We start from the raw sequence: 12,557 nt of genomic DNA, 5'->3' as shown, positions 1-12,557 counted from the left end.
TGCCGAGGAAATATGTTCAAGTGTTGATTTCAGGTGGGCATTCTAGGAGACCCACTCGCTCTGCGCCTACTCGACAGTCCGAATTGTCAGACGTCTCTAAAGTTCGACGAATATTTCCGGGGATCAAGCTGGAAGCCCATGAATTCCCAAGGCAACAGCACCAAGCACGCCAGCTTTTTCTTTCAGTAGTGAACGCTCGATGCGGATGTCGTCAACGGGGAACAGGCGTCCCACTCGGTCTTCAACATCTTGACGAATCCGATCAAGAAGGAGTGCCCCCAGATTCGCGACACCTCCACCTATGACGATCAGTTCCGGGTGAATTGTCGTGATGATGTTGGCGACACCGATGGCAATGTCAGCTGCGGCGTTGAGGATTGCATCGCGTACGGGATCATCCTGGTTTGCGACTTGTCCCATGAGTTCAACGGAAATCTCACCCGGATCGCCATCGACGAGCTCATGCAAATTGGGAGCGAGCCCCATCAACATTAAACGAACACCTTCAGCGGTCAATGCCGTTCCACTTGCCAGTGTTTCGAGGCAACCATGGTTTCCACATCCACACAACGGACCGGTCCGGTCAATTGTTTGATGTCCGATTTCGCCTGCTGCTCCCATCGGTCCCAGTCGCAGTTTCCCATCGATCACAATGCCGCCGCCGATGCCGGTTCCGATTGCGATGAAAGCCATCGTGTCCACGGACTTTCCTCGCCCGAATGTGAGTTCGCCGAGAGTAGCAGTTCGCACATCGTTTAACAGCCGAACGGGACAATCGACAATCGCTGAAAGTTTTGCAGCTGCGGGAACGTCTCGCCAATGAGTCGTCATGTTCGGAAGGTATCGCGTAATGCCTTGATGCACGTCTACCAAGCCGGGCAATCCCATCCCGAGCGCTGTCACGGAATCTCCGCCCACTTCTCTGACAAGTGCGTTAATGTGTTCCCCGATGCGGCGCAGAACATCATCCGGCCCTTCATGCGAGTCTGTGGGAATCGCTCCCTCTTTGAGGAGCGTCCCGTCACTTGTTCCCAGCGCGCACTTGATCGATGTGCCGCCAACATCGACTCCTGCGTAGAGCTTAACCATAGACTTTTGTCAGTTCGTTGCGTGTCCGTTCAAGGAGTTTCTTGGTTGCTTTGATTCCTGCATACTCATCCAGGGCAGAACCTTCGTACTCGATTCCGACATACCCTCGGTATCCCGCATCGAGAACGATGTCCATCATGCGGTTGTAGTCGGTTCGCGTTTCATTTCCATTCTCGTCGAAATCATGGGACTTGGCACTCACCGCGTGGGCGTATGGCATCAACTCTTTCACACCTTCGTAGCGGTCATACCATGAATTCCCTCTGACTCTGAAGTTGCCGAAGTCTGGGAGAGTTCCGCAGTGCGGGTGATTGACTCGCCTCATCACTTCTGCAAGCCATGCTCCGTCCGAAGAATATCCGCCATGGTTTTCAACGATCACTCTTAGCTGGTACGTCGATGCGTATTGTGTCAATTGATTTAAACCGTCGGCAGCCAACTCAATTTGCTCTTCGTAAGTTCCACTACTGGCTGCGTTGACTCGAATTGCATGACATCCCAGGTTCGCTGCAGCTTCGACCCATTTCTTGTGGTTTTCAACTGTTTGCGCACGTTTCGCTTTCTCTCGGGCTCCCAGTTGACCTTCTCCGTCAACCATGATCAGCAGGCTGTTCACCCCATGATCAGCCGCCCGTTTGTGCATTTCAGCGAGATACTTCTTGTCTTTAGCTTTATCCTTGAAGAACTGGTTCACGTATTCGATGGCATCGATGTCAAATTCGTCTTTTGCAATCTGGGCAAAGTCGAGGTTGTCAATTTTCTTGGCAAAGAGAGCCTTATGAAGTGACCACTGCGCGACAGAGATCTTGAAAAGTGGGCTTTTATCAGCCGCCAACCCGAGAGATGGCAACAAGGCTGATGCCCCGATGGCGGCAGTTGTTTGTAAAAACCGACGGCGATGAAGTGTCGTTGAAGTCATGAGAATCCCAAACGAATTGAACTGATGCAATAAACCTGAAACTGGTTTCGCAAACGCTGAACCTCTCAATGATTTGAGCTCTCAAACGTAGAGATGATTCCAGTTCGGAGAGGTGCAAAGAGTTTGTGAATGTGGGCGAGCTCTTTACAATGAGCATTTACTAACGAATTGTCAAATCTTGCCGTCTCACCCGCGAGAAATTGTCAATGAGAGTCGTTTGAACACTTGAAAGTGGTTGTCACTGTTGAATCGGTTTTCTATAGTGACGAAATCGCTGGGAGGCGTGTTCGGTGTAGTTGCGCGCAGACTCGACTCACCAAGCATGGAGGAATTTCTTTATGAATGGAAGTCTTTCCACCTCTTGGTCAGGATGTATTGTTCTTCTGGATTCCCATAATTGTAAAGCAGCAAATGCGGTTTTCACTGATTGACCAAATTACTGAACTCAAGGCAGGTGAGTCGATCACAGCTGCCAAGAACCTGACTTTGGCTGAGGAATACCTGCAGGATCACTTTCCTGGATTTCCTGTGATGCCAGGGGTTCTCATGGTGGAAGCTCTTGTGCAAACCAGTGCGTGGTTGATGCGGTATTCCGAAGACTTTCGCTACAGCACGGTTTTATTGGACGAAGCAAAGGCTGTGAAATTCAACAGCTTCGTAAAGCCGGGTGATACGATCACCATTCAAAGCAAGCTGCAGAAGAAAAACGACGAATCGACCTGGACGTTCAAAGCGAGCGGAAATGTCGGTGAAACGAACGTTATCACAGCGAAGTTGATTCTGAAGCAGTTCAATTTAGCCGATGAATACCCGAGTATAGCCTCGGGAGATGCAGTTCAAACGGAATCGATCAAAACTCTCTTCAATGTGCTTTATCCACAGGCTGAATCTGCGAAATCTTAGTTTTTCAATTCAGTGAAAGTGGCACGAGACTCGAAATACCATCCGATGTTTGTGGATTTGGAAAGACAAATTACGGCGATGGGAGCCATCGCAGAACCTCAAAAGATTTGAAAGACTGTTATGTTAAATTTAGAGGGGCGCGTTGCTCTAGTCACTGGTGGAAGCCGTGGAATTGGCAAAAGCATCGTCGAAACACTTGCTAAAGCTGGCGCAAAAGTTGCCTTTGTCTACCGTTCCAGTAAAGAATCGGCGGACGCGATGGTCTCCGAACTCTCAGAAACTGGTCTCGAAGTTCTCGCAATTCAAGGTGATGTCTCAAGTAAGGAAGATGCAGAACGCATTGTTGAAGAGGTCGTCAATAAGTGGGAACGACTCGACATCCTCGTGAACAATGCCGGAATCATCAATGACGGTCTGCTCGCCATCATGGAAAAAGATGCCTGGCAAAGCGTGATCGACACGAACCTGACCGGCGTTTACAACTTCGCACAATCAGTCATGCGACAAATGATGTCCCAGCGATACGGACGAATTGTCAATATTTCCAGTGTGGCTGCGGAATTTGGAAATCAGGGACAAGTCAATTATGCAGCCAGTAAAGGCGGAATTCAGGGACTGACTCGCTGCCTCGCAACAGAAGTCGGACGTCGAAACGTGACTGTGAACGCAGTTGCTCCCGGATTTATCGAGACAGACATGACCGAAGCGGTCAGAAATGCCGCTGAAGGTGAAATTAAGAAGCGAATCTCGGTTCGCCGTCTTGGTTTGCCGGAAGATATTGCTAATGCAGTCCTCTTCCTGGCGAGTGATGAAGCCAGCTACATTACCGGACACGTCTTGACTGTCGATGGTGGCCTGACTTTAGGTGGTTTCTAAAATTCGTCAGAGAAATGCTTCATTGAGACCGATATTGCAAGCAATGCCGGACTTAGCGAAAATTGACTCAATCAAATGTGTCGCTCTCAAAAGTTGTGTTGAGACGAACCGGTAAAATAGCCGATTGGGAAGAAATTCCGCTTTCGGTTGAGTTCTCTCTCTGGGACGTGACAGTTAAATAGTCGATACTAGAGCATCTTTTGAATTGGTTTGCAGGATCTGCCTCATGGCGAACAGCATTTTCACTAGAGAAATGCGTTCTCCACGGACACACGGTAGAGCAAACTGCTCGAGTGACAGAATCGTTTCAGTTTTCAATATTCATCCGGTTTTAATTTTTCATACACTTTTCATTCTTCATACTGTGATGAAGTTCGTGACGTTCCTCACCGTCGTCATCGAATAGACATGGTTGGATTTGTCGGTGAGGAGAGATTCGGAATTGTTTCGAATCAACAGACTTGATTTACGAGAGAACATCGACGTCGATCACCTTGTGGGTAACATCGGTCATCACGTCATGACTGACTCTCAACAACTTACTATCGGAGCTCGTGGAAATGGCTGATCAAGAAGAAATCTTCGAAAAAATTCAAGAGGTTCTGGAAGACGCACTTGGCGTCGATGACGACGAAGTGACTCCAGAGGCAACTCTTGTCGGTGACCTTGGAGCAGAGTCCATCGACTTTCTGGACATTGTTTTCCGCTTGGAAAAAGCATTCGAACTCAAGATTCCTCGTGCGGAACTTTTCCCCGAAGATCTGATGTCCGCCGATGCCGGGTATGTCGAAGACGGCAAAATCAACGCTGAGGGAATCGCCGCGATGCGAACAAAACTTCCTCACGCGGACATCGATAAGTTTGCGGAAGATCCAAAAGTCGAAAACGTTCAAAACTTGTATACTGTTGACATGCTTTGCAAGTTCATCGGTAGCAAACTCGACGGTTAAGCTTGTTGGTTGCAATTTGACAATCGAATCCGGTTGCACGATGTTTTGTGCAGTCGGATTTTCGTATATTCGGGGCCTGTGAAAGTTGGCTTCAATTGCTGAAGGAAAATTTAATGCGCTGGTTCTGGATCGACAAATTCATCGAGTTCGAAAGTGGAAAACAGGCCAAGTCGGTGAAAAATGTTTCACTTGCTGAAGAGCACTTGCACGACCATTTCCCCGGATTCCCGGTCATGCCTTGTTCACTTATCATTGAAGGGATGGCCCAGACCGGAGGGATTTTGTTAGGGGAAAGCCACAAGTTTAAGTATCTTGTCTTTCTTGCCAAAGTTCCAAAGTTCAAATCTCATCGTCCGGTACGTCCGGGAGACCAGTTGATTTATACCGCCACCCTCACCGATGCCCGTGACGAAGGGGGCATGACTTCGGTCACGGCACATTGCGAGGAAGAACTTGTGGCAGAGGCCGAAATCGTCTTTGCTCATCTGAGTCCTGAAGATGCCGGAGTTCCGGGCGGAGTCGATCAAAAGAATGTCGTCGAAATCGGTCTCGCCGGGTTATTGGCTGAAACAGAAATCGCTGACTGACTTGAAGGTTCGAGTGGAGAAAGCAAAGCATCTCGCAAGAAGAGAATATATGTGCTAACTTGAATGTGTCTCAACTTTGTCAAACAGTGGTCTGAACACATGATGAATTTGCTGAACCGAAGAAACTGGCTTGCATCCACTGCATGTGGGTTTGGTTCGCTTGCATTTCACGGGCTTGCCTCCGCAGAGTCTGATTCTCTTGCTGTGGCGAGTGAGAATCCGTTAGCGGCCAAGCAGCCGATGTTTCCTGCGAAGGCGAAACGGGTCATCTTTCTTTTCATGCAAGGTGGCCCCAGCCAGGTCGATAGCTTTGATTATAAGCCGATTCTGGAAAAGCATCACGGCGAGAAGTTTGAATTTCGTGATGCCAGAAAAATGGCGCGAGGGAATTCGGGTGATCAAGAAACCTTGATGAAACCACTGTGGAAGTTTCGTCAATACGGCGAGACAGGACACGCAGTTTCAGACCTGTTTCCACACATCGGACAGCGGGTCGATGATCTCTGTTTTGTGCATAGTATGCATACCAATGGAGTTGCACACGGACCGAGTACGCTGTTTCTGCATACCGGTGCTCTCAATCTCATTCGTCCCTCAATGGGGTCGTGGATCAACTACGGCCTCGGCACCGAGAACAATAACCTGCCCGGGTTTGTGACGATCTCACCATCGTCTGCCAATGGTGGACCAAGAAATTACTCGAATTCCTTTTTACCTGCCTGTTATCAAGGAACTGCGATTGGACGAGCGGAACAGTCAAGCCACCAAGTAAAGTTCCGACACATTCAGAACCCGTTTTTTGATCAACCAGTTCAGGAGAAGCAGTTTCAACTTTTGCGAGAATTAAACGCATCGCAACTCGGAAGTCGCCAGGATTCTGAACTCGAGGCCGTCATCTCTTCTTATGAACTTGCCTGGAGAATGCAGATGCACGCTCCGCAACTTCTCGATTTGTCGGAAGAGTCCGAGTCAACGATGAAGCTGTATGGCATTGACCAGAAAGAGACTGAAGACTTTGGGCGGCAATGTCTCATGGCGCGACGCATGGCGGAGCAGGGGGTCCGTTTCGTTCAGGTGAATTACAGTGACAACGGGTCGAATCCACGTTGGGATCAGCACAGCAAAATGGAGCGTCACGCAATCCATGCGAAAGCAACCGATCAACCTGTTGCAGGATTGTTGATTGACTTGAAAAAACGCGGCCTCCTCGAAGATACGCTCGTTTGGTGGGGCGGAGAATTTGGAAGAAATCCGTTTTCGCAAGGGGCCGATGGGCGCGATCACAATCCGAAAGGGTTTACCCACTTCCTGGCTGGCGGTGGAGTCAAACAGGCATTCAAGTACGGAGCGACCGATGAGTTCGGGCATGAAGCGGTCGAAAATAAAATCCACATGCACGACCTTCATGCCACAATCCTGCACTTGCTCGGGCTCGATCACGAACGGCTGACTTATCGCCACGCCGGTCGAGACTTCCGCCTGACGGATGTCGAAGGACACGTTGCGCACGATCTCATCGCTTGATCGTGAAATGAAAGCTGGTTACGCGACTGCTATACTCCACCGCGACATTGATTCTCATCTTTAGCCATAGACGACAAACAAACATGACTCATCGAATTCGTTACATTATGGTCGGCGGTTTTTTGGGTGCGGGGAAGACGACCACTCTCGGTCGCTTGGCTGCCCATTACCGGGAAGAAGGGTTCAATGTCGGCATCGTGACGAATGATCAGGCAACTGATCTGGTCGACACCAACACGCTTCGCAGCCAAGGGTTCGACGTGGGTGAGGTCGCAGGAGCCTGTTTCTGTTGTAACTTCAATGAATTGATCGACACGATGGGCAACCTGTCGGTGGAGGAACGTCCCGACGTCATTCTTGCTGAGCCAGTCGGTTCTTGTACCGATTTGGTCGCAACAGTCATTCAGCCGATCAAACAGCTCTTTGATGCCGAATTTGAAATCGCTCCGTATCCAGTGATCCTCAAGCCCAGCCACGGAGTTCGCATTCTGAAGAATGAACAAGGGCGTGGGTTTTCTCCTAAGGCGGAGTACATTCTCAAGAAACAACTCGAAGAAGCCGATGTCATTCTGATCAATCGGATCGATGAACTCAGTCCAGAAGAAGTCGACGAAATCACTTCACTTTGCAAAGAGCAATTCGAAGAGACCCCGTTGATTCGCATGTCCGCGAAGACGGGGGAAGGATTCGATGAACTGGTTGAATTCCTGACTCAACAAGGTGAATTCGGCCATAAAATCTTAGATATCGATTACGATATTTATGCTGACGGAGAGGCTGAACTTGGCTGGCTCAACAGTAGTCTGACACTCCGATCCGATGAGGAATTTGAACTTGATCAAGCTCTTCTAGGAGTTGTTCAACACTTGCAGTCACAACTTCTGAACGCCGAACTCGAACCGGCTCATCTCAAAGTGATTGGTCTTTGGGAAGGATTCTTCGGAGTCGCCAACCTGATCAGCAGCCAGACGCAAGCTGAACTTTCGCTCCCATCCAAGTGCAACGTCAAGCAAGCGGAAGTGATCGTCAATGCACGAGTTGCCTGCGATCCTGAATTGCTTGAAGACTTTGTGAATGAATCCGTGAGCGCGGTTGCAAAGGAATTCAATCTCACCGCGGAGTTCCGTCAAACACAACGTTTCCGACCAGGGCGTCCAGTTCCGACTCATCGCTTCGCAACTCCCGGACGCGAGTAGCGTCAAAATGTCATTGAGCATTTTCAGAGTATTGTCATGCCCTTGAAGATCACTTTTTCGACTTCGTAGATTTCTCGCCACGAGGCAGAACATAAAGACCAATCTTGGATTTGCTTTAGAACGAAACGGCTTGCTTGCTAATGTCTCAGTCATTGCTGATCACGCTTTGTACATATAACGAGCGTGAAAATCTTGAAGAACTCATTCCTGAAATTTTCAAGTATGCTCCCAATGCATCGATCTTGGTTGTCGATGATAATTCTCCGGATGGGACCGGCGAATATGTTGACTCGCTCGCGGCTGAGAATCCGAAAATTCACGCGATCCATCGTGAAGGGAAACTCGGTTTAGGGACCGCGACTGTTCGCGCTTTTCAGTTCGGAATTGAAAACAGTTACGACTTGCTTCTCAATCTTGATGCCGATTTCTCACATCCTCCCCGGTTTATTCCTGCGATGGTCGAACAGGCAGCGAATTTCGATTGTGTGATTGGGTCCCGGTATGTTGCTGGCGGAGAAATTGTTGGCTGGGGACCGAAGCGGCACTTCATGAGTCGTGGAATCAACTTCTACGCCCGGACTCTTTTAGGGCTGAAAACGAAAGACAACAGCGGAAGCTTTCGTTGTTACAGAGTGAGCAAACTGGCAGAGTTTGACTGGGCGAAGTCTCAAGCCAAAGGTTATGCGTTTCAGGAAGAAATCCTGTATCGGCTCCGCAAAGTGAACGCGACCTTTACCGAAGTTCCAATCAAATTCGAGGAACGAAGATTTGGGGTCACCAAAATCAATTGGAAAGAAGCTGTCTCTGCTGGCTGGGTGATTATGAAATTGCGTTTGCCAAATCAATCGACCAAGTAACTTTTTCTGTATTGTGAAGAGGTCGCTGGACCCAATCCCAAGTTGGTTTTATGTTCAGCCTCGTGGCGTACAGTAATTTCGCTGGTGAAACGCGTTCTTTACAGACACAAGAAACACGAAAGTGTTTTAGAAACGACTATTTTCCGTCCGCAGTATCTTCGTCTTTCTTTTCGTCTTCTTTTGTGCTTGTCGGGGCCGCACGTTCCCATGTTCCGTCGAGAATCTTTTCGATTGTTTGACGAAGATTTTGTCCGGCATTTTGGCGGTAGCCGATGTGGACTTGCTCGATTGTTTTACCGGGACTGAGTACAACAGTGTGCGGAATTCCGGAGACACGAAACCGGTTCCCGATGGCACCTGATTCGTCCATTGCCACCTGTGGAGAAAGCCCTTTTTCATCCAGGAATTTTCGGACAACTTGCGGAGATTCTTGTAAGTTGACGGCAACGAAGATGACTTTTTCGGGATCAAACCCCGAGGTCGATTCAATGTAATCGGGCAAGGCTGCAACGCAGGGACCGCACCAGGAAGCCCAAAAGTCCAAGACAATCACCTTTTCATTATGATCGCTGAGCTTGAATGTTTTTCCGTCCAGGCCGGCGAGTTCAAAATCTTCTGCAGTCGTCCCTACAAGTTGATGGGCCGGTCCCGATCCATCACTCTCAGGAAGTTCCCAATCTGGTTCGGCAGCGAACTTTGGAATCCACCGTGAATAAGAGACAATTTCGGAAACCGAAGTCGCATCGCCGAGATTGACTTCCTGGATTGAACCTGCCGGAATCGAGCATTCTCCCAGACTTTGAGCGGTTCCAATAAGTTGATTGTCGACCACTTTTTGCGGGTCCATGCTGAGCGAAAATCCTCGACCGAAGCGGAGTTGAATTTCGGGATGAACCTCTGCGATTTTGGTGTCTGGCTTTTCGTCTTCGCCCTGCTTTGGAGGATGAAGCCAAATAACAGCGGCCACTCGCTCGCGATCGAAACCGAAATCTTCGAGTTGAGACTCAAACCGAACCTGCTGTTCGGTGATGTTCAGCAGTTTCCCGCGAAGCACATCTCCATTGGGAGCCAGTAGCACATGAGTCGAAGGATTGTCTCTACGGAATCTTGGGATGAGTAACGTTCGGTCTCGTGTCTCTTCAAGAATGAATTGCTTGGCTGAGGCGCCATCATGGTTCCGGACCTCAAAGTTTTCGACAACAATTCCGCGGGTGAGTGGATTTTTCCCGTATGACAGATTTCGTGTGACGGAAGTAATATTAGCTTGGAAGATGAGGCTGCGGCTTTTCAATCGGCGATTTTTCAACTTGATCGATTTCAGCTGCGTTCCGTTGATCACTACATGAATTTGACCTTCCCGAACGGCAAGTGTCACTTCGGCTGTTCCCTCTGGAGATGTGACAGTTTCAGATTTTTTGGAATCTCCCGGATTGAAGCCTCTGCCTAACATGCGTGCATTTTGAGCGATCGCTTCATGCTCTTCGACCCAGATTTTGTCTCCGTTTACGTGAATCGCAACGCTGGTGGCTTCTGGATCAATGTTGAGATTTTTTCCAAAGAGTTGAACGATCAACTGCGAATACTGCTGTGAGCCCCAGTTGACCTTAAACTTCACCAGATCGCCGGTCATGATTGAGGGGTTTCCGAAGGCTCCCGACGTACGGAACGTCAAGGACGTGTCGGTCAGGTTGGGGCGACCGGTGACTCGCTTCCAGCCTTGGTTTGTGAAGTTTGCATGTTTCACGCTTCCAGCTGATGTGAGTTCCACGGCTTTCACATGGCTCATCGGAATTTCTTTGACCTCGGAGAACGGAACAGAAAGTAATAACTTCTCTTCCATCACGCTTTTGAGTGAGCAAGGGATCACATCTCCGTTGAGCAGATAGAGGACATCAGGATATTGATCGGTATTGATGCTGAGTTCCTGCCCCTTTTTAGATCGCACAAATCGAGCTTCGCCTTTTGCGGAGAGTGCACTTGCGTTGAGGCCACCGACCGGAGTCCAGCGGATTGGGTCTTCTGTTTCTCCATCAATGACGAGTTCTCCGTGCAGCGAGCCTCCCTCAAAGAAAAGTTGGTCGGAGTTTTGAGGAGGTTCGGCATTATTGGGGAAGCTAATTCGTTGAATTCCCGATAACGTTGAAGCAATTGTTCCGTCGGCATAGGGAGTCTGTATTTCAATTCGATCCTCATGAATCGACTTAATTTCTCCAGAAAGAAAACCGCCTTCTTTCCAGGCAACATTCGTCGCGCTCAGCTTGAGTTCCGCAGTTGAGCCATCGTTGACAATGATGTTCGAGAGATTCGAGATTTTGATTTCATGCTCTTCGCTCTCCCCTCGAATCTTGATGACATCGGTCCCGGACGAGAAGTTGGGAAGTGTTCCGTAGATCACTTTTCCGTCAGTTGTTTGCACGCGAGATTGACCAATTTTTAACGGTTTGGGGAGTTCACCATTCCAGCGATCAACTCTCAGGTAGTTGAGTGTCAGGTCTCCCTCTCGATTCCAAAGCTGAATACCGGTTGGTTGGAAGAATCCTCGTTTGTCTACGATTTCTGTGAGTTTGTCCCCAGAATTGGAGTAGATCGACAGCCGGTTATTTGCCTGGTCCAAAAAGAGATTTAAGTGAACTCGTGTTGTTTTCGATTCGAGCGTGCTGACTTCCTGAAACTGAAAGCGGGACAGGACGACAAGGACTTCCGCCCAGCTTTCAACACGCACACACGATGTTCGGTTTTGTCCGAGTGCAAAAATGAAGTGTGGTAATTTCGACGATTCGATGATGAGTTCAATCTCTGCCTTTTCCGGGAAGTCAATCTGATGATAGATTCCACGATCCGGTGAGCTTGTTGTGAGGTGACCATTGCTGAGTGCACGCCACGCATTTTGCTCATCAGAATTTTGTGGCTTTTCCCAACCTTCGAGACCACGCGGCCCCAGGTAAATTAAGTCTGGAGTGTCGACTCGCTTGATGCTTTCGATTTTGTTTCGATGCAAACTGAATTCACCGTGCCGGTTGCTGTGGAACTGAATCGATTCTTCTGTCGCAGAGATCATCTTTCCAAAGAGGACATCGCCATTCGACATCGAGATTCGAAATGGCTCCCTCAGTGGCGAGGCTTCCTGGTGATCCGGGAAGCGGACAGCAGAGAGTGCGGAGATTTCGATCTTCAATGGGTCCACAAAAAGCTCGGAATCCCAAGTAATGGCTTCCGGGTCGGCTGAGAGAATTTTTCCAGTGAGGGAATCGCCACTCCCCCAGAAGAGCGTTGTCTTCTGAATGACGGGGGTCCCCAGCGATACCGGTACGGGAAGGGGGATTCCGGCATTTTTCTTATCGGGCTTTTTCAGGAGCGCTTCGACCTGATTTGCGACCGCCTCAGCAGCAGCTTCAACTTCAGCAACTTCGGCGGCTTCCACAGCGGCCTCAGTCTTAGCAGCTGCGGCTGGCTTGTCTGCGGGTTGCCCCAGTCCCAATGCGGGTAAGGCCAACACAAGTCCAATTGCGCACAGTGATCGGAGGAGTGCAGGGTGGCGTTTGGGCCTAAGCTGTTGTTGAGTCTTGAACAACAGCGAAGCTTGGTCTGCAGTTGCACACGGCAGAGCAAGCTTCTGTAAAGAAGCATTCATCATTGGATGGGGCCTCATCTATTTC

At 49.3% G+C, this 12,557-nt stretch carries 10 protein-coding genes; 7 read left to right on the top strand and 3 right to left on the bottom strand.

The genetic code is table 11. The features are described 5' to 3' along the window. Window positions 1–123 precede the first annotated feature (123 nt). Both Mal48_RS12925 and Mal48_RS12920 read right to left on the bottom strand, forming a co-directional pair. Window positions 124–1,089 (bottom strand): ROK family protein, encoded by a 966-nt coding sequence (locus tag Mal48_RS12925; protein ID WP_145199972.1) that lies wholly within the window; start codon window positions 1,087–1,089, stop codon window positions 124–126. Next, on the bottom strand, window positions 1,082–2,008 hold the full coding sequence (locus Mal48_RS12920; protein ID WP_145199969.1) for a sugar phosphate isomerase/epimerase family protein: 927 nt from the start codon (window positions 2,006–2,008) through the stop codon (window positions 1,082–1,084). The genes Mal48_RS12925 and Mal48_RS12920 overlap by 8 nt, the downstream gene beginning before the upstream one ends. A gap of 411 nt (window positions 2,009–2,419) precedes the next feature. On the opposite strand from Mal48_RS12920, the gene Mal48_RS12915 reads away from it, so the two are divergent. From Mal48_RS12915 to Mal48_RS12885, 7 genes are all read left to right on the top strand, one after another. After that, window positions 2,420–2,911, top strand: coding sequence for a 3-hydroxyacyl-ACP dehydratase FabZ family protein (locus tag Mal48_RS12915; protein ID WP_145199966.1), 492 nt, complete (start codon window positions 2,420–2,422; stop codon window positions 2,909–2,911). Window positions 2,912–3,031: 120 nt separating this feature from the next. Beyond that, window positions 3,032–3,787: a 3-oxoacyl-[acyl-carrier-protein] reductase gene (fabG, locus tag Mal48_RS12910; RefSeq protein WP_145199963.1), complete on the top strand. Its 756-nt coding sequence runs from the start codon at window positions 3,032–3,034 to the stop codon at window positions 3,785–3,787. Between the two features lie 560 nt (window positions 3,788–4,347). Then, entirely contained in the window at window positions 4,348–4,737 is a 390-nt protein-coding gene (locus Mal48_RS12905; RefSeq protein ID WP_145199960.1) for an acyl carrier protein, read from the top strand. Between the two features lie 113 nt (window positions 4,738–4,850). After that, complete coding sequence (locus tag Mal48_RS12900) at window positions 4,851–5,324, top strand: 3-hydroxyacyl-ACP dehydratase FabZ family protein (protein WP_145199957.1); 474 nt, start codon at window positions 4,851–4,853, stop codon at window positions 5,322–5,324. A gap of 99 nt (window positions 5,325–5,423) precedes the next feature. Further along, window positions 5,424–6,848, top strand: a complete 1,425-nt coding sequence (locus Mal48_RS12895) for a DUF1501 domain-containing protein (RefSeq protein WP_145199954.1) — start codon at window positions 5,424–5,426, stop codon at window positions 6,846–6,848. An 83-nt stretch (window positions 6,849–6,931) separates the two neighbouring features. Then, a complete protein-coding gene (locus Mal48_RS12890) occupies window positions 6,932–8,044 on the top strand; it encodes a GTP-binding protein (protein ID WP_145199951.1) in 1,113 nt (370 codons plus the stop codon). Between the two features lie 140 nt (window positions 8,045–8,184). Next, window positions 8,185–8,901, top strand: a complete 717-nt coding sequence (locus Mal48_RS12885) for a polyprenol monophosphomannose synthase (protein WP_145199948.1) — start codon at window positions 8,185–8,187, stop codon at window positions 8,899–8,901. Window positions 8,902–9,037: 136 nt separating this feature from the next. On the opposite strand, the gene Mal48_RS12880 is transcribed toward Mal48_RS12885, so the two are convergent. After that, the gene (locus Mal48_RS12880; protein WP_197441678.1) at window positions 9,038–12,535 is read right to left on the bottom strand and encodes a TlpA family protein disulfide reductase; all 3,498 of its coding nucleotides are present in this window, start codon (window positions 12,533–12,535) and stop codon (window positions 9,038–9,040) included. Window positions 12,536–12,557 lie beyond the last annotated feature (22 nt).

It is taken from the genome of Thalassoglobus polymorphus (assembly GCF_007744255.1).
GTDB classification, from domain to species: Bacteria; Planctomycetota; Planctomycetia; order Planctomycetales; family Planctomycetaceae; genus Thalassoglobus; species Thalassoglobus polymorphus.
This window is presented reverse-complemented; position numbering and strand designations above follow the sequence as displayed.

Bases quoted from the DNA above. Each gene is read 5' to 3' on its own strand.
- Mal48_RS12900 (WP_145199957.1), top strand. From the start codon at position 4,851: ATGCGCTGGTTCTGGATCGACAAATTCATCGAGTTCGAAAGTGGAAAA.
- Mal48_RS12925 (WP_145199972.1), bottom strand. From the start codon at position 1,089: ATGGTTAAGCTCTACGCAGGAGTCGATGTTGGCGGCACATCGATCAAG.
- Mal48_RS12885 (WP_145199948.1), top strand. From the start codon at position 8,185: ATGTCTCAGTCATTGCTGATCACGCTTTGTACATATAACGAGCGTGAA.
- Mal48_RS12905 (WP_145199960.1), top strand. From the start codon at position 4,348: ATGGCTGATCAAGAAGAAATCTTCGAAAAAATTCAAGAGGTTCTGGAA.
- Mal48_RS12915 (WP_145199966.1), top strand. From the start codon at position 2,420: ATGCGGTTTTCACTGATTGACCAAATTACTGAACTCAAGGCAGGTGAG.
- Mal48_RS12895 (WP_145199954.1), top strand. From the start codon at position 5,424: ATGATGAATTTGCTGAACCGAAGAAACTGGCTTGCATCCACTGCATGT.
- fabG (WP_145199963.1), top strand. From the start codon at position 3,032: ATGTTAAATTTAGAGGGGCGCGTTGCTCTAGTCACTGGTGGAAGCCGT.
- Mal48_RS12920 (WP_145199969.1), bottom strand. From the start codon at position 2,008: ATGACTTCAACGACACTTCATCGCCGTCGGTTTTTACAAACAACTGCC.
- Mal48_RS12890 (WP_145199951.1), top strand. From the start codon at position 6,932: ATGACTCATCGAATTCGTTACATTATGGTCGGCGGTTTTTTGGGTGCG.
- Mal48_RS12880 (WP_197441678.1), bottom strand. From the start codon at position 12,535: ATGATGAATGCTTCTTTACAGAAGCTTGCTCTGCCGTGTGCAACTGCA.